Origin of the sequence: Marinobacter sp. M1C, from assembly GCF_023314135.1 — a bacterium.
Lineage (GTDB): Bacteria > Pseudomonadota > Gammaproteobacteria > Pseudomonadales > Oleiphilaceae > Marinobacter.
The window spans coordinates 787137-806832 of the sequence record NZ_CP092289.1 but is presented as its reverse complement, the minus strand read 5'-3'; the positions used below and the strand labels follow the sequence as shown (position 1 = coordinate 806832).

Annotated in this window: 17 protein-coding genes; 9 read left to right on the top strand and 8 right to left on the bottom strand. The window is 55.8% G+C overall.

Translation table 11 applies throughout. The annotated features are described in order from the left end of the window. Window positions 1-16 precede the first annotated feature (16 nt). From MIH19_RS03880 to MIH19_RS03870, 3 genes are all read right to left on the bottom strand, one after another. A complete protein-coding gene (locus MIH19_RS03880; protein ID WP_249007635.1) occupies window positions 17-1213 on the bottom strand; it encodes a class I SAM-dependent rRNA methyltransferase in 1197 nt (398 codons plus the stop codon). A 9-nt stretch (window positions 1214-1222) separates the two neighbouring features. Then, window positions 1223-1612 (bottom strand): glycine cleavage system protein GcvH, encoded by a 390-nt coding sequence (gene gcvH / locus MIH19_RS03875; RefSeq protein WP_249007634.1) that lies wholly within the window; start codon window positions 1610-1612, stop codon window positions 1223-1225. A gap of 81 nt (window positions 1613-1693) precedes the next feature. Beyond that, window positions 1694-2614 (bottom strand): LysR family transcriptional regulator, encoded by a 921-nt coding sequence (locus MIH19_RS03870; RefSeq protein ID WP_249007633.1) that lies wholly within the window; start codon window positions 2612-2614, stop codon window positions 1694-1696. Window positions 2615-2761: 147 nt separating this feature from the next. On the opposite strand from MIH19_RS03870, the gene metE reads away from it, so the two are divergent. Then, window positions 2762-5074, top strand: a complete 2313-nt coding sequence (gene metE / locus MIH19_RS03865) for a 5-methyltetrahydropteroyltriglutamate--homocysteine S-methyltransferase (RefSeq protein WP_249007632.1) — start codon at window positions 2762-2764, stop codon at window positions 5072-5074. A 7-nt stretch (window positions 5075-5081) separates the two neighbouring features. Here metE and cpdA read toward each other — a convergent pair whose 3' ends face one another. The 3 genes from cpdA to MIH19_RS03850 form a co-directional block, all read right to left on the bottom strand. Beyond that, on the bottom strand, window positions 5082-5906 hold the full coding sequence (cpdA, locus tag MIH19_RS03860; RefSeq protein ID WP_249007631.1) for a 3',5'-cyclic-AMP phosphodiesterase: 825 nt from the start codon (window positions 5904-5906) through the stop codon (window positions 5082-5084). Between the two features lie 157 nt (window positions 5907-6063). Beyond that, window positions 6064-6549 carry a DUF1249 domain-containing protein gene (locus tag MIH19_RS03855; RefSeq protein ID WP_249007630.1) on the bottom strand — a complete coding sequence of 162 codons (486 nt, stop codon included), beginning with the start codon at window positions 6547-6549 and terminating at the stop codon, window positions 6064-6066. Further along, complete coding sequence (locus MIH19_RS03850) at window positions 6546-7166, bottom strand: NUDIX domain-containing protein (protein ID WP_249007629.1); 621 nt, start codon at window positions 7164-7166, stop codon at window positions 6546-6548. The genes MIH19_RS03855 and MIH19_RS03850 overlap by 4 nt, the downstream gene beginning before the upstream one ends. Window positions 7167-7389: 223 nt before the next feature. Between MIH19_RS03850 and MIH19_RS03845 the strand changes: the two genes are divergently transcribed. Further along, window positions 7390-8775 carry a TolC family outer membrane protein gene (locus MIH19_RS03845; protein WP_249007628.1) on the top strand — a complete coding sequence of 462 codons (1386 nt, stop codon included), beginning with the start codon at window positions 7390-7392 and terminating at the stop codon, window positions 8773-8775. A gap of 30 nt (window positions 8776-8805) precedes the next feature. On the opposite strand, the gene waaA is transcribed toward MIH19_RS03845, so the two are convergent. Further along, the gene (waaA, locus tag MIH19_RS03840; protein WP_249007627.1) at window positions 8806-10059 is read right to left on the bottom strand and encodes a lipid IV(A) 3-deoxy-D-manno-octulosonic acid transferase; all 1254 of its coding nucleotides are present in this window, start codon (window positions 10057-10059) and stop codon (window positions 8806-8808) included. Window positions 10060-10287: 228 nt separating this feature from the next. Between waaA and MIH19_RS03835 the strand changes: the two genes are divergently transcribed. Genes MIH19_RS03835 through MIH19_RS03820 form a run of 4 tightly spaced genes read left to right on the top strand, consistent with a single transcriptional unit; the run spans window position 10288 to window position 14249 of the window. Beyond that, entirely contained in the window at window positions 10288-11154 is an 867-nt protein-coding gene (locus MIH19_RS03835; protein WP_249007626.1) for a lipid A biosynthesis acyltransferase, read from the top strand. Continuing rightward, entirely contained in the window at window positions 11138-12082 is a 945-nt protein-coding gene (locus tag MIH19_RS03830; RefSeq protein WP_249007625.1) for a mitochondrial fission ELM1 family protein, read from the top strand. Before MIH19_RS03835 ends, MIH19_RS03830 begins: the two co-directional genes overlap by 17 nt. Before the next feature lie 2 nt (window positions 12083-12084). After that, window positions 12085-13212: a glycosyltransferase family 4 protein gene (locus MIH19_RS03825; protein WP_249007624.1), complete on the top strand. Its 1128-nt coding sequence runs from the start codon at window positions 12085-12087 to the stop codon at window positions 13210-13212. 2 nt (window positions 13213-13214) lie between these two features. Then, window positions 13215-14249 (top strand): glycosyltransferase, encoded by a 1035-nt coding sequence (locus tag MIH19_RS03820; RefSeq protein WP_249007623.1) that lies wholly within the window; start codon window positions 13215-13217, stop codon window positions 14247-14249. Window positions 14250-14262: 13 nt separating this feature from the next. Here MIH19_RS03820 and MIH19_RS03815 read toward each other — a convergent pair whose 3' ends face one another. Further along, the gene (locus MIH19_RS03815) at window positions 14263-15117 is read right to left on the bottom strand and encodes a glycosyltransferase family 2 protein (protein ID WP_249007622.1); all 855 of its coding nucleotides are present in this window, start codon (window positions 15115-15117) and stop codon (window positions 14263-14265) included. A 95-nt stretch (window positions 15118-15212) separates the two neighbouring features. Here MIH19_RS03815 and MIH19_RS03810 point away from each other — a divergent pair, with 95 nt between their 5' ends. The 3 genes from MIH19_RS03810 (at window position 15213) to MIH19_RS03800 (ending at window position 19628) form a co-directional block, all read left to right on the top strand. After that, complete coding sequence (locus MIH19_RS03810) at window positions 15213-16634, top strand: mannose-1-phosphate guanylyltransferase/mannose-6-phosphate isomerase (RefSeq protein ID WP_249007621.1); 1422 nt, start codon at window positions 15213-15215, stop codon at window positions 16632-16634. Next, a complete protein-coding gene (locus MIH19_RS03805) occupies window positions 16631-17536 on the top strand; it encodes a lysophospholipid acyltransferase family protein (protein ID WP_249007620.1) in 906 nt (301 codons plus the stop codon). The genes MIH19_RS03810 and MIH19_RS03805 overlap by 4 nt, the downstream gene beginning before the upstream one ends. Window positions 17537-17612: 76 nt before the next feature. Next, a complete protein-coding gene (locus tag MIH19_RS03800; RefSeq protein ID WP_249007619.1) occupies window positions 17613-19628 on the top strand; it encodes an O-antigen ligase family protein in 2016 nt (671 codons plus the stop codon). Window positions 19629-19696 lie beyond the last annotated feature (68 nt).

The following is a 19696-nucleotide window of genomic DNA, read 5'->3' as shown; positions in this document are numbered from 1 at the left end:
CGCGGGATAGCCGAGCTTATAAAAACCCGGTCAGCGAACGCACAAAGCAGGATTTGATGTAATCAGTTTCCGCAATGCCCGGAATAACCGGGTGGTCTGGCGCCTGATGACCCTGCTCCAGCAGCTGCACAAAGCGGTCAATTTTACGGCCGCTGCCGCGGATAATGTCTACCAGCTTTTCCTGGGACAAGTGCATAGAGCAAGACGCCGATACCAGTAAGCCATCCCGCTCCAGCAGGCGCAGTCCCAGCTGATTCAAGCGGGCATAGGCTTGCTCACCGGCTTTCTGGTCGCGGCGGCGGGGTATCAGTGCAGGCGGGTCTAGCACCACAATGTCGAACTTCTGTTTTTCATCCGCCAATGCTTTTAACGCGTCAAAGGCGTCGCCTTCAATGGTGTCAACGTTCGTCAGTCCGTTCAGGCGAGCGTTGTGGTGCACCGACTCAATGGCTGACGCCGAGCTGTCTATGCAGGTCACGCTGGTGGCGCCGGCACTGGCGGCCTGTATGCCCCAACCACCCACGTAACTGAATACATCCAGCACCCGCTTGCCCGGCGCGTAGGCCTGCAAACGCGCACGGTTCATGCGGTGGTCGTAAAACCAGCCGGTTTTCTGCCCACCCGCCAGCGGCACTTCAAATTTGACGCCGTTTTCTTCCAGCTCAAGCATGTCAGGAGCGCTGCCGTGGGCCTGCTCCACATAGCTTTCCAGACCTTCCACTTTGCGCATTTTACCGTCGTTCTTCAGCACAATAGAGCTGGCTTGGGTCAGCCTTTGTATTGCCCGTACAATGGCTTCCTTCATCTGTTCCATGCCGGCGCTGGAAATTTGCACCACCACGGTGTCCCCGAAGCGGTCAATCACCAGCCCGGACAGACCATCGCTGTCACCAAACACCCAGCGGTAAAACGGTTTGTTAAACAGCCGCTGGCGCAGTTCCAGCGCCACTTCCATGCGCTGGGTAAGCCGTTGTGGGGTCATGCCATGGGTTGGGTCACGGCTAATCAGCCGGCCACAAATCAGCGCATGGGGATTCACAAACACGGTGCCCAGTGGCTTGTCGTTCGATGCGCGCAGCTCTGCCTGAATACCGGCTTCGAAGCCGGTCAGCGGCGAGCGTTTCATATCCACTTCATTACTGTAGACCCACAAGTGGCCTGCCCGCAGACGGCGCTCGGCGCCTTTGCGGAGGTATAACACCGGGAAATTCATAAAGGATTGTTACTCCGCTGCGACCAGGTCGCTGTAAGTGTCTGCATCCATCAGCCCATCAAGTTCGCCGTCGTCGGTCATCTTCACCCGAAACAGCCAGCCTTCGCCGTAAGGGTCTTCGTTCACTTTTTCCGGCTCATCTTCTAACAACTCGTTAATTTCGACCACTTCGCCGGTCACCGGGCTGAATACGTCTGAGGCAGATTTGACCGACTCCGCCACGCCGGCTTCTTCGCCGCCGGTCACCGTGGCGCCCAGCTCCGGAACGCCAATATAGACCACATCACCCAACTGCTGTTGGGCAAAATCGGTAATACCCACGGTGGCCAGGCCGTTTTCATCTACCCGCACCCACTGGTGGGTTTCAAGGTATTTCAAATCAGAAGGAACATCGCTCATCGGTCGAATCCTGATAGATTAAAATGGGTTTGTAGTACCAGATTGGCCGCATTTTAGCTGAATAACCGACGTCTCGTCTGGCTAATTCGTCAATCCAGCGTTTAGCGCGATGTCGTCTCGGCGAACCTCTGTGGCCAGCTTCATAAACGCGCTGAGGTAATCCACATTGCGGTCGCGCTCGCGACAGCCCAGAAAGATCTGTTTACCAATGCCCGTTTCGCCCAGCTGCACTGGCACAATGGCCATACGCTGCTGGTATTCCTGCACCAGCCAACGTGGCAGAGCCGCTACACCGCGGCCGGCAGCGACCATCTGCAACATAATGTCGGTGGTTTCGATGGTTTTGTGCCGCGACGGGCGAATATTGGCCGGAAGTAAGAGATGTGTGTATACGTCCAGACGTTCCACCGCCACCGGGTAGGTAATCAGAATTTCTGGCTCCAGATCCTGCGCGCTGATCCAATCGTTGTGTGCCAATCGATGGCCATTGTGCACCACCAGCACTTGCTCGTAATCAAACACCGGTTCAAACACAAGGCCTGGCCGATGCAACGGGTCTGGCGTTACCAACAAGTCAATATCATGGCCAAACAGCGCGCCTATACCCCCAAACTGGAATTTCTGTTTTACGTCTACGTCTACCGTGGGCCAGTGCCCAAGATACGGCCCCACCACTTTTAACAGCCACTGATAACAGGGGTGGCATTCCATACCAATGCGCAGAGTGCCCGCCTGGCCACGGGCGAACTGGTCGATTTGCAGTTCTGCATGCTCGAATTGCGGCAGCAAACGGTTCGCCAGAGCAAGAAGGTATTTGCCCGCCTGGGTCAGCTGCAGTTGCCGGCCTTCGCGCGACCATAAAGGCGTGCCGAGCTGCTGCTCCAGTTTACGGATGGAATGGCTCAGCGCCGACTGGGTCAGGTGCAGGCGTTCGGCAGCAGCGGTCAAGGAGCCGCCCGCGTTTACGGCCCGCAGAACTTCCAGATGGTTACGTTCAATCACAGATATGCCTACTCATAGCTCAGCCTAACGTGAATAGAATTCATGGATATGTGAAATAATACCATTATTTTTCATAACTACTCGGGGGTAATGTGGTTACTCATAACCAATAGCAATCAAAACACACGCTTTATTCCGGAGATGAACATGGCCATTACCCACAACCTGGGATTTCCTCGCATTGGCGCTCAGCGCGAACTAAAATTCGCTCAGGAAGCTTTCTGGCAGGGCAGAATTAACGCTGACGAACTGCAGTCTACCGCAGCCACCTTACGCGCCAAACACTGGCAGCAGCAACAGGCGCAGGGGCTGGACTGGGTGCCGGTGGGGGACTTTTCTCTATACGACCAAGTGTTGGACATGAGCTCTACCCTGGGCAACCTGCCAGAGCGCGCCAGCGGCACCGAGCTGGACCGTTATTTCCGCGTGGCCCGCGGCCGCTCCGCCAGCGACAGTGCCTGTAGTCCCGCCCGTGCGGTTGAGATGAACGAGTGCCACGCAGGCGAAATGACCAAGTGGTTCGACACCAACTACCACTACATCGTGCCGGAGTTTCATGCCGGCACCGAGTTCAGTCTGAACGCCAATCGCCTGGTTGCCCAACTGGCTGAAGCCCGCGCGCAAGGCGTCGCCGCAAAACCGGTGATTCTTGGCCCGGTATCGTATCTGTTGCTTGGCAAAAGCAAAGACGACAGCGACCGCCTGGCCCTGCTGGACAAACTGCTGCCAGTGTACGGCCAACTGCTACAAACCCTGGCGGACAATGGCGCCAGCTGGGTACAGATTGATGAGCCGGCGCTGGTCACCGAACTGAACAGCGACTGGCGCCATGCCATTACGCTGGCCTACCACCAGTTCAAATCCGCACCGGTAAAGCTGCTGTTGACCACCTATTTTGGCGAGCTGCGCGAGAACCTTCAGCTGGCCTGCGAGCTGCCAGTGGCGGGCCTGCATCTGGACGCCGTTAGCGCACCAGCGGAAGTTCAACGCTTGGTTGACTGGTTGCCAAGCCACAAAGTGTTGTCGTTAGGAATCATCAGCGGTCGCAACATCTGGAAAACCGACCTGACGGCAACGCTGGACTGGCTGGAGCCAATACAGCAGAAACTGGGTGATCGGCTATGGCTCGCGCCGTCTTGTTCACTGCTGCACGTGCCGGTGGATCTGACCCAGGAAACCGAGCTGGATGCCGAGGTAAGCAACTGGCTGGCCTTCGCCCAACAGAAACTGGAAGAACTGAACCTGCTGGCCCGCGCCTTAACTCACGGCCGCAACACTGTTGCCGCAGAACTTACCGCCAACGCGCAAGCGCTGGCCAGCCGTCGCCATTCACCGCGGGTGCACAATCCAAAAGTAGCCGCATCGGTGGCGGCGATCACGCCCGAACTGGGCCAGCGTAAGAGCCTGTTTGGCAAACGCATTGCTCTGCAACAGCAGCACTTGAATCTGCCGGCCTTTCCAACCACCACCATCGGATCTTTTCCGCAAACCGCTGAGATTCGCCAAACCCGACTGCAATTTCGCAAGGGTGAGCTGGATGCCGCCGCTTACCAAGAGCGCATTCGCGAGGAAATCGCCCACTGTGTCCGCCAGCAGGAAGAATTGGGACTGGATGTACTGGTGCACGGTGAAGCCGAACGTAACGACATGGTGGAGTATTTCGGCGAACAGCTAGACGGCTATGTGTTCAGTCGCTTTGGCTGGGTGCAGTCTTACGGCTCCCGCTGTGTGAAGCCACCGATTCTATTCGGTGATATCTCGCGGCCAAAAGCGATGACGGTGGACTGGATAAACTACGCTCAGTCGCTCACCAGCAAACCGCTTAAAGGCATGCTGACTGGCCCGGTCACCATTCTGAATTGGTCCTTTGTGCGCGACGATCAACCCCGCCGTGACACCTGTTTACAGTTGGCGCTGGCTATTCGCGAGGAAGTGCAGGATTTGGAGGCAGCTGGCGTAAAAATCATCCAGATTGACGAAGCGGCGCTGCGCGAAGGTCTGCCATTACGCCAGACCGATTGGGACAGCTATCTTCAGTGGGCGGTAGACGCTTTCCGTATAACCGCCAATGGCGTGAGTGATCAAACCCAGATTCACACCCACATGTGCTATTCGGAGTTCAACGACATTATCGCTGCCATCGCCCGCATGGATGCCGACGTGATTACCATTGAAACGTCGCGTTCCGACATGGAACTGCTGAACGCCTTCAAGAACTTTGACTACCCTAACGACATTGGCCCCGGTGTTTACGACATTCACTCCCCGAACATTCCGCAGGTCGATCAGATTACCGGCTTGATGAACAAGGCAGCAGAACGGATTCCGGCGCAGCGGTTGTGGGTAAATCCGGATTGCGGCCTGAAAACCCGCCGTTGGGAGGAAGTGCAGCCAGCGCTGCGGGCCATGGTGAGCGCTGCCAAAGAGCTGCGCCAGAAACTGGCAGAGCAAGCCGCTTGAGCAGCGCTTAGTAACCCCCGCTGTCGCGATCCAGCACCACCTTGAAATCCAGCGCCCGGTGCACCTCAGTAGTGAACCCACCGGCGCTGCCCAGCTCGAACCAACGGTACCCGGGTGCCCGCTCTTCAACCGAGAACTCACGGGCGCCGGCGGTAAACTGAATACAGGTTGAGGGCGTGCCCAACAGGCGCACGCTGTTTTCCTGCCGGTCCACTTCCTGATGAATATGGCCCCAGGTAACAACCCTAACCTGTGGGTGGCGATTAATAATTGCCCAGAAAGCGTCACGATTGTGCAGGCCAATGTCTGCCATCCAGTTGGCGGTTATATCCACCGGGTGATGATGCAGAGCTATGAGCGCGGGCAACCGGGGGTTGGCTTCCAGGGTTGCGTCTAGCCATTCCAACTCTCGCTGGGTTAACTCGCCGTGCACCTTGTGCGGTACCGATGAGTCCAGCATCAGAATCTGCCAGCCGCCCTGCTTCAGGTGTTTGCGCTCGGCACGGTAGCGGCGGGCAACCGGCCACAGCCGCTCGGTATTGTCGTGGTTACCCGGAATCCACAGGCTGTCGCAATCGAATCTCGCCAACGCCCGCGCCAGCGCCTCGTAGGCATCAACGCTGCCATCCTGTGCCAAATCACCGGTGGCCAGCACCAAATCCGGCTGACCGCCGTGTTTCAGCACATCATCAATCACCGCCGCCAAGCTGTCGCGAGTGTTAATGCCAAGCAACCTGGCATCGCGGTCGGCACTCAGGTGGGGGTCTGTCAGCTGCAGAACTCTAAGCGGTCGCAGCTCTTGCAACTCTTGCAACAGGGATTGAGTCATCATGGAGCAGATCCGGCAAACATCGCGTTTAAGGGTGACCCCCAGTTTACGCTCCCCGGAGCTTACGGACCCTTTGCTGAATGCTAAAGAAGTCACATTCTGGCCAATTCAGGCCGTGTTTTTGTGCGGTTCAGCAGGTTATCAAAACGGTTGGGCGGAATTAATTCTGGCAGTCACCCGATGTCCAGACCGCATGCTCCATTGGCAGGTGGCCAAAACGCAGGCAGTAATCCAGCCAGTCAGTCAAAAAACTGTTCACCTGCATTTTTTCATCGGGATGGTGCATATAGCGATTAGGGTAATCGTTCACCGGCGCAATTTGGCGATCACGGTAACAGCTGATCACTTCCGCCATACTGGCATCATGATAAACCCGCACGGTCATTTGCGGATTGTTCAGCCAGCGCCCGGCGTTGTGCACCTGCTCAAGTAGCAGGGTTTCGGTAAAGCGCGCGGTTTGCAGAATTTCGATACGCACCCGGCCTAAATACTGGTGTTCTCGGTGAAGCTCGAACTCTGCAACGGGCTGACCGTTGGCTTCCAACTGGCGCAGCTTACGCAGCCTTTGATAATTACCATCACCCAAAGCGCCCAACTGCCGCAGGTCTGGCACATAGCGTTTGGGTTTCATGGTCCACTGATTCATCGATTCATACCTTCCCGCAGGCGCGGGCGATTCAGCTCCAGCCATTGCAAAGCAATAATGGCGGCGGCGTTGTTGATACGACCGTCCTTGATCATCGCTATGGCGTCTTCAGCAGCCAGCACGTGCGCGCGAATGTCCTCGTGTTCGTGTTCAAGGCCAAACAGACCGCCGGCGTTAGCACTGCTGATTTCACCATAATACAGGTAAATCATTTCGGTGGTGCCTCCGGGCGACACCAAGTAACTGCAAATAGGGTCCAGACGCTTAAAACTCAGCCCGGCTTCTTCGTCGGCTTCGCGGTGGGCCACGTCTTCCGGGTTTTCGCCCTCTTCGTTCATGCCCGCCACCAGCTCCAGCAGCCAGGGCGACTGGTTGCGCCCGATCGCCCCCAGGCGAAACTGCTCCAGTAATACGACTTGATCGCGCTGCGGATCATAAGGCAGCACGCAGGTGGCGTCGCCGCGGACAAACAGCTCGCGGGTGAAAGTGGGCATGGTGCGGCCGTCAAAACGCGGGTGGCTTAGCCACAGTTTGTCCATGCGGAAAAAACCCTGAAACACGGTTTCACGCTTTTCGACGCTGACGTTGTTGGCTTGAAACTGGAACGGTTTGGTCATGGGTTGCCCTAAGCTAAAAACAATTATGAAAGATAATCGCTGGCCAGCGCTGATTGCAAGTTATGCGTAGGTTTAGGGCGAGTATTGAGTTTGAGTACAATTTTAAAATACATGTATTCTACAATGGTAGAGCTGCCGGCGATAATTGGCCATAATAGGTGGTACAGATTTGCTTGCCATCAAGCGGGCACTCGCCCAAGCGCACAGGTTCTCAGGAGACAGAATGAAGAAACAATTGCTATCCGGGCTTATCGGCCTTTTTGCGGCTACGCCCGTGCTTGCCATGAACCTGATTGAAACCTACGAAAAAGCACTTTCCTACGACTCCGGAATTGCGTCTGCCCGCGCCAGTTTTGAAGCCCGGCAGGCAGCCAGCGATATCAGCCGCAGCAAATTGCTGCCGCAGCTTGGCGCCTCCGCCGATGCTAATTATACGGATAGCGACGGCCCGTCACAGAATGTGGATTACACAACCCTGGGCCTTGGCCTGCAGTTGACCCAGCCAGTGTTTCGCGCAGATGCCTGGTTCAACTACGATGCCAGCAAATTCCAGACCGACTCGGCTCGCGCCCAGTACCATCTTGCCCAACAGCAGCTGATTCTGGATGTGGCCTCAGCCTATTTTGACGTACTGCGGGCGCAAGACACAGTGACCACCCTGCGAGCCACCGAAACCGCTATACAGCGCCAATACGACCAGGCCCAGGAACGCTTCGATGTGGGTTTGATTGCGATTACCGAAGTGCTTGAAGCCCGCGCCACGTTTGATGACAGCCGCAGCCAGAGAATTGCTGCGGAAAACAGTCTTAACATCGCCCGCGAGCAGCTGGCTCGTTTAACCGGCGAATACACAGAGCAGCTTGAAAATCTGCGCCAGAACTTTCCCCTGAACCCGCCCGAGCCGATGAATCCGGATTTGTGGGAAACCACCGCGCTGGAGCAGAACTGGACCATTCAGGCGGCCATTTTTGACCTGAAAGCCAGCGAAAAAACTCTGAAAGCGGCCAAGGCCGGGCATTATCCAACGGTGGATTTTCAGGCGTCTTACGGCACGTCCAAAATCGGCGGCCTTGATAGCAGCGGCCCGTTAACCCAGCAGCGCAACGGCACCACCACCCAGGGCGTTATTGGCTTCCAGCTAAACGTTCCACTTTACTCCGGCGGTGGCATTCAAGCCGGTGTGCGCCAGCAGCGTTCGTTGCTGACGGTGGCCGAAGAGTCGCTGAACACGGTGCGCCGTGACGTTCGCGTGAACACCCGCAGTCGCTTTTTGACCATCAATAACAACATTCAAACCGCAGCGGCGCTGGATCAGACTATTATATCGCGGCGCAGCGCGCTGGACGCCACCCGTGCCGGTTATGACGTAGGCACACGTAACATTGTAGAAGTGCTGGACGCCGAGCGCGCTTACTATGTAGCGCTGCGAGACTTCGCCAACGCCCGCTACGACTACGTGGTGAACTCGTTGCGGCTTAAACAGTCGGCTGGCACCCTAAGCCCGCAGGACTTGGTAGAGCTGAACAATTGGCTGAGCGCAAACGCGCCGGGCATCGAAGCCCTGGCCAACGACGACACAACGTTAAATAGCCAAACAATGAGCCAGTAAGCCGGTAACCGCATTTTTCAGCCGGCGGGCCTAAACCCGCTGGCTGATGCCTGCCACCACGCGGTCCAACGCGCCTCGGTTACTTTCTACTACTGCCAAAGCGCGCTGACCGCTTTCGTGCAACGCCTGTTGATTATTTAAGAGCCGAGTCAAACACACTAACAACTCCCCAGCAGACTCTACGATGGTTACTCCGTCGTGCTCCTGCAGGCACTTATAAATCGACTCGAAGTTGAATACGTGGGGGCCAGAGATCACCCCTATCCCCCAGGCCGCCGGTTCCAAAGGATTGTGGCCGCCGCGCTCAATCAACGAGCCGCCAATAAAAGCAAGATCACTGGCGCCATACAGCATCATCAATTCGCCCATTGTATCGCCTAAATACACCTGAGCAGCAGCGGGGCTATCGTTCAACGATCGACGAGCGAGGCTGAGACCTGCCTTTGTAACAGCGCTGGCAACCAGTTCGAAACGCTCGGGGTGGCGCGGCACAATAATCATCAGGGCATCGGGTACAGCCGCCAGTAGTTTTCGGTGGGCTTTAAGCAGCTGCCTACTTTCACCATCGTGGGTGCTACCGGCGATCCAGACAGGGCGACCGCCAAACTGCGCCTTCAACTGCTGAGCCTGCTCACGCACCCGCGGTTCAATGTCCACGTCAAACTTCACACTGCCAGTAACGGCAATCTTGTCAGCCGCCACGCCAATTCGACGAAACCGCGCTGCATCTTGCTCAGCTTGCGCCGCCACCCAGCTAATACTCTGCATGACGGGTCTCGCCAAACTTCGAACGCGCTCATAACCCCGCGCCGAACGCTCCGACAGGCGCGCGTTGATCAAAAACACAGGCACGTGCGCTTTACGGCTCTGACTGATTAGATTAGGCCAGATCTCCGTTTCCATGATAACCAGAATACTTGGCTGAACCCGCGCCAGAAAACGCTTTACCGCGCCTGGTGTATCGTAAGGCACGTAAGCGTATTGCACCTTATTGCCAAACATTTTCTGAGCCTGGGCTAGCCCGGTATCGGTCATCGCCGTCATCAAAATGGTAACATCCGGATTACGCTCCAAAAGTCGCCGTACCATGGGTGCCGCGGCAATCGTCTCCCCTACCGACACCGCGTGTACCCAGATAACAGGTGAGCTGACCGCCGGCGCAAAGCCAAGACGCTGAGCCCAGTTACGGCGCAAGCGCGGAGAATGGCGACCGCCCCACCACAGGCGCAGAAAAATGTAAGGCAGCAGCAGGCGGATCAGTTGGGAATAGATAAATTGCAGCACAGCGGGCTCCGAATAAGGCAGTGCGCTATCATAGACCAAACACCAGCGATTTGCCTTTAACAGCGGCACCCGCTATTGCTAGCGACCGGGCTTGCCGGTGCTCTGGCTTACCCAAAACTTCAAAGACTTGCGAGTTTGACCTTAGTGAAGAAGAAATACCGTAAACAACCGCGAAATACTGATTTGAGCGCGTATCGTCACCCACGCTGGTGGCCTACTTGGGCTGTCATGTCTTTTATGTGGCTGGTCGCACAGCTACCCTTACGCGCGCAGTGGTGGCTCGGCTCCGGCCTGGGTCGTCTGGTTTTACGCCTAAGTAGCAGCCGGCGGCGCATTACCGAAACCAACATTGGCCTGTGTTTTCCGCAACTCACTGAGCAGCAGCAACGCGAATTGGTCAAAAAATCTTTTATCGCCAATGGCATTGGCTTGATGGAAATTGGTGTGTGTTGGTTTTGCGATACCGCCAAACTCAAAGCCATTACCACCTTACATGGGCTGGAGCACTTCGAACGCGCGCTGGAAGGCGGCAAAGGCGTGCTGTTGGTCGGCGGGCACTACAGCACCCTGGAAATGGGGGGCAGCCTTGCCACCCATTTTATAGAATCAAGCGTCATGCAGCGGGACCATAACAACCCGTTGGTGAACGCGACAATGACTCGGGCCCGCGAGCGCCGCTACGGCATGGTGCATGGCGCGCGCGACTTGCGTGGACTGTTTCGCAGTCTGAAACAGAACCACGCCGTTTGGTACGCTACCGACCAGGATTACGGCCGCAAAGACATCGTGTTTGCGCCTTTTTTCGGGATACCAACCGGCACCATTACCGCCACCTCCCGCATTGCCGAACGCAGTGGCTGCAAGGTGGTACCATTTAGCCACTTTCGCCGCAGCGGCAAACCGGGCTACGACATTTACTTTCACCCGGCTCTGGAGAACTTTCCAAGTGGCGACGACCTTGTTGACGCAACCGCGATCAACCAGACCATAGAGCAGGAAATAAAACGTTCACCGGACCAGTACCTATGGATGCACCGTCGTTTCAAAACCCGACCCGATCCAGATGACCCAGGCTTCTATGGCCGCAAACGCTAACACATCCTGTCCGGTTATCTGGCTGCTAACCGACAACAAACCGGGCCACCGCAACCAACTCAAAGGCCTGGGCAACCGCCTGCGGGTGCTGGCTGGCGCCTCGCTGCACTGGGTAGACGTGAGCACCGTCAAGACGCCACTATGGCGAGTACTGCTGGGACGGCCACCTGTTCTGATGCCTGCCCTGCCGCAACCAGACCTGATTATTGCTGCCGGCTCCGGAACCCACAAAATGCTGCTGGCCATGCGCAAGCTCAAAGGCGCGCGCACATTGGTGCTGATGAAGCCGGGCTTCCCCCTGCGCTGGGTAGACGGCGCCATTATCCCCCAACACGACAGCGTGAAACCCGGCCCGAACCTGTTTCTGAGCCAGGGCGCCATCAATGCCATCACCCCAATAAAAGAAATGTGCACGCAGCCCCGTGGATTGATATTAGTAGGCGGTCCATCAGCGCATTTTTTCTGGAGCGATGACGCGATAATGGCCCAGATTCACGAGCTGCTACACAAGTACCCAAAATGGAGCTGGGTTATCAGCAGTTCCCGACGCACGCCCGCCAGCTGTCAGCAAGCCCTGGCTGCGCTGGAAACCAACCGCATTCAGGTGTTAACACCGCAGGACACCGGTGAACACTGGTTGAGCAACGCCTTGGCGCACAGCCGCTGCGCCTGGGTGACCCCAGATAGCAGTTCAATGGTGTGCGAAGCGGCAACGTCTGGCGTACCCACCGGGGTGTTCCAATTGCCGGCCAAGCGCCGCAGCCGCGTTGCGTTGGGCCTGGCCGCAATGCAAGATCAACATTTGGTGGCCACCTGGGATGATCACTACAAGGTTATGACCGCTAGCCCCGGATCACGTATTCTATTCTGGCAAGCAGACGCTGCGGCACGCTGGGTTATGAAACACTTTTTATCAACTGGACTTTAACGATGAAAATTCTTCAGGCGCTGCCAGCGCTGCACAGTGGTGGTGTAGAGCGGGGCACCGTCGAATTCGCCAGACAGCTAGCGCATCTGGGCCATTGTTCCTATGTTGTGTCTAGCGGTGGGCCACTGGCGGAAATGCTGGAGCAAGAGGGCAGCACCCACATCACCATGCCTATACACCGCAAATCACTGGCCTCATTTGGCCAGATACTGCCAATGGCGCGGCTGCTGAAAGAGGTGCAACCAGACATTGTACATGTGCGGTCACGCATGCCCGCCTGGATTATCCACCTAGCCCTCAAAACCCTTAATAAACAACAGAGACCGGCCATTGTCAGTAGCTTCCACGGTATGTATTCGGTAAGCCCCTACAGCGCGGTAATGACCAAAGCGGATCATATTATTGCGGTGTCGAACTGTGTAAAAGACTACGTGATCAACAAGTTTTCTGTACCGGAGCAAAAGATTACCGTGATTCAGCGCGGTGTTGACGTGAACTACTTCCGCAAGCGCCCGCCATCTGAGCAGTGGCGCCAGGATTTATTGCTAAGCTATCCCCAACTGCGTGATAAGCGCATTCTGATGATGCCCGGGCGAATTACCCGCTGGAAGGGACAGCTACAGTTTTTGGAGGTGATGGCTGAGCTGGTTCATAACACCCCTGTTGGAGCAAACGAACGGCCTTACCACGGTATTGTGGTAGGTGGGGCCGAACCCGGCAAAGAACACTTTATGGCAGAGCTGACCCAGCGCCGCGACCAACTAGGCCTGCAGCAGCACGTCAGTTTTCTGGGCCAGCGCAGCGATATGGCAGAGCTGTACCAGCTAGCCGACCTGGTGTGTCACCTGTCCACCAAACCCGAACCCTTTGGTCGCACTGTCACTGAGGCCCTGGCATCCGGTACGCCGGTTGCTGCGTTTAACCGCGGCGGTGCCGCCGAAACCCTGCAAGCTTGCTTTCGCGAAGGACTGGTCACACCAGACGATGTGTCCGGCTTTGCAAAAACAGCTCAGCACTTGCTCAGCCACGACCAACACACCATCGAAATCCCCTACCGCTTCAAACTACAGGCGCAAACAGACACGACCCTGGGCGTCTATGAACGCGTTCTGGCGGCACGGGAGCGATAGCGATGGCCGATTCGAACACTTTGAAAACTCTGTTGGTAATGGTATCGGCAAACCCCGGTGTTGGCGGATTGGAGAAACACACCCGTGAGTTGGCGAACGGCCTGGCAAAAGCCGGCCACCGCGTGACCGTCATCTGCGCCACTGCGCACCAGCATGTACTCGATCAAGGAATTGGGCGCATTGCGCTGAACCCAAAACAGTCACGCTACAACCCTCTGTTATTAGCGAGGCTTTATAAGCACATTCGCGACGGGAAGTACGACGTGGTACATGCTCAGGGCACCAAAGCCGCTGCGCTAATAGCAACACTAGCGCGTTTTTCGCACTCACTTGCGCCAGCCCTGGTGGCCAGCTTTCACGGTTTCAAATCCCGCTACCCTGCCTTGCACCGCTTCACCGCGGTGATTGCCGTCAGCAACGCGCTTGCTGAGCACTTACCGTGCGCCAAGGTTCAGGTTGTGTACAACGGTCTGCCAGCCGAATACGGCGAGGCAACCCCTTCAGAAACGCTGATAACATCCGCGCCAAAACCGGTATGGCTTGCCGTTGGGCGCCTGGTAAGCGTGAAAGGTTTCGACTTCCTGATCGACAGCTTCAAAAGCGTGAAAGGTTGCCTGTATATTGCCGGCGATGGCCCTGACAAAACGCTGTTACAACAGAAAATTCTCGATAACGAACTGCAACACAGGGTTACCCTGCTCGGCCATCGCGATGACATTCCAGCGTTAATGGCCGCCTCCGATGGCGTGGTCATCTCGTCACAGCGGGAGGGATTTTCCTATGTGTTCGCCGAGGCCATGCTGGCATCAAAACCGGTCATTTCGACCAACGTGCCTATTGCCAATGAGTTTCTGCCGGAACACCATATTTACCGCGGCAACAGCTCCGATGGTTTCGCCAAGCTGTTGAATAGTGACCTACCCACCGTTCACCACGACCAGGCCTGTTCTCGGAAACGCGCTTACAAAGAATTGACGATAGAGGCCATGATCAACAGCACTGTAGCGGTTTATCATAAGGCCCTCGTGCGATCTTAAAGTGGCCCTGCCCTTATTCTTTGTTGGCACCGGCTTCTGCGCTTTTTCTGCGCTCAATCTGCGCCAATACCTGAAGTTCTTTCGCTTTTGCCAATCGCATAAAATTTCGATTTGCCGCGATGATAGACAAACTGAGGCCGAACCAGCCGTTCATGAACTGACGGCGTAGCAAATAGTACTTCAGAAATTTCAGCGGGAATTCTCCAAACAGTCTCAACGAAGAAATACGGCGACCTTTCGCTGCCAGAAACCTCGCCTGCTCTGACGATAGCTGACGATACTTTTCTTCCATCTGCCCAAGCGTGATGAGCGTCCGGTGCAGTACATCCCCTCTAATATACTCAACGCGCCCTTCGCGAACTTGTGGACGATCGTTGTTGCTGTCTTTTTCCGGCTTGATCGCGGCTTTTGAACGGCGGTAAAGGCGCAGAATCTTCTTGGGACGATCATAACGAAAAGGATGTTCCGGATAAGGCTGAGACAACACCCAACGCATCCGAAATCCCGCTATATCATCCTCAATCGGCGCGGAAAAACGCTCCTTAATATTGTCGACCAAGGCATCAGACAGTACTTCGTCTGCGTCTAGGTCCAACACCCAGTCATTGCGACACAGACTGGCCGCAAACGCTTTTTGTGAGGCAAAGCCCTGCCAGTGGTTGTGCACAAAACGCGCACCAGCGCTTTCCACAATGGCTTGTGTTTTATCGGTGCTGCCGGAATCGACCACAATAATTTCATCCGCCCAGCCTGTTACCTTTGCCAGCGATTCGGGCAGGCGCGTTTCTTCATTTTGGGTGATGTAATACACAGAAACCGGAAGCTTGCCGGCGAATTCCTGCTGGGGCTTTAATTGTGACTCGGGCAAAAGCAATATAATCACCTCTCTGTGGTAACATTAGGCGGATCAGCACTTTAGTTCATCACGGCGCTTTTGCGCTCAATCAAGCCCGGAGTAGGCTCATGATTTATCCGGTAATTATGGCCGGTGGCACTGGTTCACGACTTTGGCCACTTTCTCGCCAGCTCAATCCCAAACAGTTTCTGAAACTGACAGACCCGAAGTGGTCCATGCTGCAATCCACCGTCGCCAGGCTCAATGGCCTGCCGGTGCAGCCGCCGCTGATCATCTGTAACGAAGAGCACCGCTTCATTGCCGCTGAGCAAATGCGCCAGGCGGGCTTTCAGAGTGCTCATATTATACTCGAGCCCTGCGGCCGTAACACAGCGCCGGCCATCGCGCTCGCCGCACTGCAATTGCAAAAGGCCCGCCAGCAAGGCGAAGAAGACCCGGTAATGCTGGTTCTTGCCGCAGACCATCTTATTCAGAATGTGCCGGCCTTTCAAAGGTGTGTTCAACAGGCCAGCACCCTGGCACAAGCCAACAAACTGGTTACGTTTGGTATTACGCCAACACATCCGGAAACCGGCTACGGTTATATCTGCCACGGCGAGGCCATTAACGAGCACGGCCACACTGTTAAAGCCTTTGTTGAAAAGCCCGATGTAGAAACCGCAAAATTCTACCTGGAATCTGGCAACTACCTGTGGAACAGCGGCATGTTCATGTTTCGCGCCGGCCGTTATCTGGAGGAGTTGGGCAAACATCGCCCGGATATTCTGGCCGCCTGCGAGGCAGCCATGGAAAACGTAAGTCAGGATTTTGATTTTACCCGTATCGACGAGGCCCGTTTCGCGGAGTGCCCGAATGAATCGGTAGACTACGCGGTAATGGAAAAAACCGACGCTGCGGCAGTTGTCGCACTGGACGCTGGCTGGAGTGATATCGGCTCCTGGTCTGCGTTGTGGGAAGTCAGCCCGAAGGATTCCCACGGTAACAGTACCAGTGGCGACGTGATGACTCTGGACACCAATAATACCCTGGTGCGCGCCGACAGCCGCTTACTGGCGACACTTGGCGTTGACGATCTGGTGATCATAGAAACCAAAGACGCGGTGCTGGTGGCACACAAAGACAAAGTGCAGGATGTAAAAAAACTGGTGGCGCAGCTGCAAGCAGACGGACGCCACGAGCACCTGAACCATCGGGAAGTTTATCGGCCCTGGGGCGTGTACGACTCCATCGACAGCGGCGAACGCTATCAGGTTAAACGGATTACCGTGAAGCCTGGGGCCAAGCTGTCGGTGCAGATGCATCACCATCGCGCGGAACACTGGATTGTGGTCAGCGGCACCGCCAAAGTCACCAATGGCGAGAAAACCTATCTGGTGACCGAAAACCAGTCTACCTACATCCCTGTGGGACAGGTGCACTCTCTAGAAAACCCCGGCGTGATAAATCTGGAACTCATTGAAGTGCAATCTGGCTCCTATCTCGGGGAAGACGACATTGTCAGATACGAAGACCGATACGGGCGCAAATGAATAAGCTAAAATATTTTCTTATCGCGGGACTGCTGCGAATTGCGGGTTCACTGTCACTTGCCACTGCCCAGCGCCTGGGGCGCATGGTGGGATGGCTGTTGTGGAAATGGCCGACACAGCCCCGTGACGTCACCGCGACCAATTTGTCGATCTGCCTACCTGAATTAACACCGACAGAGCGCGCAGACCTCTCAAAGGCGTCATTGGCCAACACCGGAATGACCATGTTTGAAGTGCCGTTAATGTGGGAGTGGCCGGTCGACAAATGCCTTGACCTGGTAAAAGACACCCAAGGTCTGGAGCTGCTTGACGAGGCCATGGCCGATGGCAGCGGATTGATTTTGCTAGCACCTCACCTTGGCAACTGGGAATTGACGGGGCTGTTTTTTTCCTCACGCTACAAAATGGCCGCGCTTTACAGCCCGCCAAACGTTCCCGAACTTGAAGACTACATGATCAGGGTACGCGGCCGGTTAGGGTCGGAACTGGTCCGCGGTGACCGCCGCGGGCTTGCAAGGCTTGCTGCACTTCTGCGTGAAGGCGGCGTTGCCGGTATACTTCCCGACCAATCGCCGCGCGGCGCAGGCAACGCCTTTGCGCCCTTTTTTGGCATGGAAGTGAAAACGATGACATTAGTGGCCAAGCTGATGCAACGCACCGGCGCCAAGGTGCTAATGACTTACACCGAACGGCTCAATAATGCTGAGGGCTTCCGCCTTGTTGTGCGCGAAGCCGAACCGAACCTGAATAGCAAAGATCTGGTTCAGGCTAGCACTGCAATGAACCAGTCCATAGAGCATTGCATCCGCAAAATACCGGCGCAGTATCAATGGGAATACAAACGCTTAAGACATCGGCCGCCTGGGGAAATCAATCCTTATAATCCCGATAGGGTGTGCTGAAAACGACCAACGGAAAACGCTGATCGCCGCGCACACAACGCCTTATGCCAATCCCAAATATTGCACGGATAAATTTATGACGACACCTGGCCGCTGGCTCATCGCCCTGCTTTTTTGCTTTGGCATCGGTGGAGCGCTTCTGTCGTCAACAATATTAGCGGCCACAACGCTGCTTATTGCGATTGCGGGAATGGTGATCGGCTATCGCAAAATTCTATACAACAACGGCTGGGACAAACCAAAGGAATTGCGACTGCTGCATTTTGCCTTTTGGTTTTTTGTTCTTGTAAGCACAGCCTCCTGGGCTCTGGAAGGCTTCAGCTACGAAGGTGGCAAAACATTGGGCACTCACGCCCGCTTTATTCTGCTTTGGCCACTGCTTTTGGCGCTCACTTACGCACGTATTGGCGCAACCATCGTTTTTGCAGGCACCGCGCTACTGTCGGTGTCGACCCTGGCTTTGCTTTCAGCTGCCTTGATCTCCGGTCATGGTTCGGTCGAGCAGCTATTAAACGGCCGCTTCGGAGGTGGCATCAATCCCATCGTCTTTGGCAACATTGCGCTCCTGGGCGGCATGACCACCCTGACCGGCGGTATTTACTTCCTATACACACGGCGCCAGTCCGCAGGTTTTTTACTGCTATTCCTGGGAGCTGCTGCCGTTGTTGTCGCCACGCTTTCGCAAACCCGCAGCAATCTGATTGCTCTGCCTGTGCTTTTGCTTCTGTTGATGCCGCTGTTTGGGAAGCGGCTGCGGATTGCCCTAGCCTTTGTTACTCCCGTCATTCTGGCCGGCGCGCTTATCAGTAATGATCGCATGGCGGGCTCCTTACGCAATCTGATGCAGAACAACAATCCTGACCCAGGTATAGCCATCAGGTTTAAAGTCTGGGATCAGGCCTGGCAGATGTTTAGCGAAAACCCGCTGACCGGTAAAGGGCTTGGCGGTTACGGCCGCGGCATAGAGGCTGCCGTAGCATCGGGAGAGTCGCCGGAAGTTCTGCTTCAATGCTGCACCGGCCATGCCCACAGTGACTTTTTCAACGTCGCTGCAACCAGCGGCGTTCCAGGAATTCTGAGCTGGGCGCTGCTGCTGCTGATACCGCTGGCACTGTTCGGCCGGCATCTTTTTAGCACGCACAAGCCGAGCGCTCACCTAGCGGCAACCGGCACCATGATCAGCGCCGGCTATTTCCTGTTCGGACTGACCGAAGCCACGTTCAACCGCACACTTTTCCTGACCTTTTACCTGCTGTCGATTTCGGGTGTTGCTGCGGCACTGTTCCACGAGCTCAGCGCATCGTATACCGGGCGGCGATCGGTAAAAGTATCGGCCACCATCATCACCAAAAACGAAGAGCATCATATTGCCGAATGTCTGCAATCGGCGAGGCTGGTAGCAGATGAAATTATCGTTCTTGATAGCGGAAGTACTGACAGAACCGTCGAAATCGCGAAGCGGTACGCAGATAGTGTTGAGGTGACAGACTGGCCCGGTTTTGGTGTTCAAAAACAGCGAGCTCTGGAAAAAGCAACCGGGGAATGGGTGCTGTCGCTAGACGCCGACGAACGCATCAGCCCTGAGCTGGGCCGTGAAATCAATCACCGGCTCGCGGCGCCTGACGCAGACGCCTACAAACTGCCCTGGGCAGTGACTATTTACGGTGCCCGCCTGGACTTCGGCCGCAGCGGACGCGCACCATTAAGGTTATTCCGCCGTGAGGGCGTAAGCTTTTCCGATGCACTGGTGCACGAACGCATCCTGATACCCAAAGGCCGAAAAACGAAAACACTTCGCGGCCGACTGACCCACTATACCCATCGGGATTTTGGCCACTCACTGGAAAAAAGTGCGAAATATGCGTGGCTGGGGTCGCTGGAGAAACATCGCAGAGGTAAGAAAACCCGAACCATGCTTTACCCTACTCTCAGAGGGCTGATGACATTTGTTCAGGTGTATTTCATCCGCTTTGGCTTTCTCGACGGCGCAGTGGGCTATCTGACCGCGGTGACTTATGCCCAGGTTACTTTTAATAAATACGTGGGGCTTTGGACTCTCGACCGCCGCCCTTCTTGCTCTGATCGAGAATAGCCCCGACTTAACTTACAGCAGAGAATCTGCCCACGGGGCACATTCAAACTGGTCAAACTTTGGTGACA

What these genes read in the sequence shown, in the direction of transcription:
- MIH19_RS03820 (WP_249007623.1), top strand. Translation starts at nt 13,215, where the DNA reads ATGGCCGATTCGAACACTTTGAAAACTCTGTTGGTAATGGTATCGGCA.
- MIH19_RS03845 (WP_249007628.1), top strand. Translation starts at nt 7,390, where the DNA reads ATGAAGAAACAATTGCTATCCGGGCTTATCGGCCTTTTTGCGGCTACG.
- MIH19_RS03855 (WP_249007630.1), bottom strand. Translation starts at nt 6,549, where the DNA reads ATGAATCAGTGGACCATGAAACCCAAACGCTATGTGCCAGACCTGCGG.
- MIH19_RS03810 (WP_249007621.1), top strand. Translation starts at nt 15,213, where the DNA reads ATGATTTATCCGGTAATTATGGCCGGTGGCACTGGTTCACGACTTTGG.
- MIH19_RS03880 (WP_249007635.1), bottom strand. Translation starts at nt 1,213, where the DNA reads ATGAATTTCCCGGTGTTATACCTCCGCAAAGGCGCCGAGCGCCGTCTG.
- MIH19_RS03805 (WP_249007620.1), top strand. Translation starts at nt 16,631, where the DNA reads ATGAATAAGCTAAAATATTTTCTTATCGCGGGACTGCTGCGAATTGCG.
- MIH19_RS03830 (WP_249007625.1), top strand. Translation starts at nt 11,138, where the DNA reads ATGGCCGCAAACGCTAACACATCCTGTCCGGTTATCTGGCTGCTAACC.
- MIH19_RS03835 (WP_249007626.1), top strand. Translation starts at nt 10,288, where the DNA reads ATGTCTTTTATGTGGCTGGTCGCACAGCTACCCTTACGCGCGCAGTGG.
- cpdA (WP_249007631.1), bottom strand. Translation starts at nt 5,906, where the DNA reads ATGATGACTCAATCCCTGTTGCAAGAGTTGCAAGAGCTGCGACCGCTT.
- MIH19_RS03800 (WP_249007619.1), top strand. Translation starts at nt 17,613, where the DNA reads ATGACGACACCTGGCCGCTGGCTCATCGCCCTGCTTTTTTGCTTTGGC.
- MIH19_RS03850 (WP_249007629.1), bottom strand. Translation starts at nt 7,166, where the DNA reads ATGACCAAACCGTTCCAGTTTCAAGCCAACAACGTCAGCGTCGAAAAG.
- gcvH (WP_249007634.1), bottom strand. Translation starts at nt 1,612, where the DNA reads ATGAGCGATGTTCCTTCTGATTTGAAATACCTTGAAACCCACCAGTGG.
- metE (WP_249007632.1), top strand. Translation starts at nt 2,762, where the DNA reads ATGGCCATTACCCACAACCTGGGATTTCCTCGCATTGGCGCTCAGCGC.
- MIH19_RS03825 (WP_249007624.1), top strand. Translation starts at nt 12,085, where the DNA reads ATGAAAATTCTTCAGGCGCTGCCAGCGCTGCACAGTGGTGGTGTAGAG.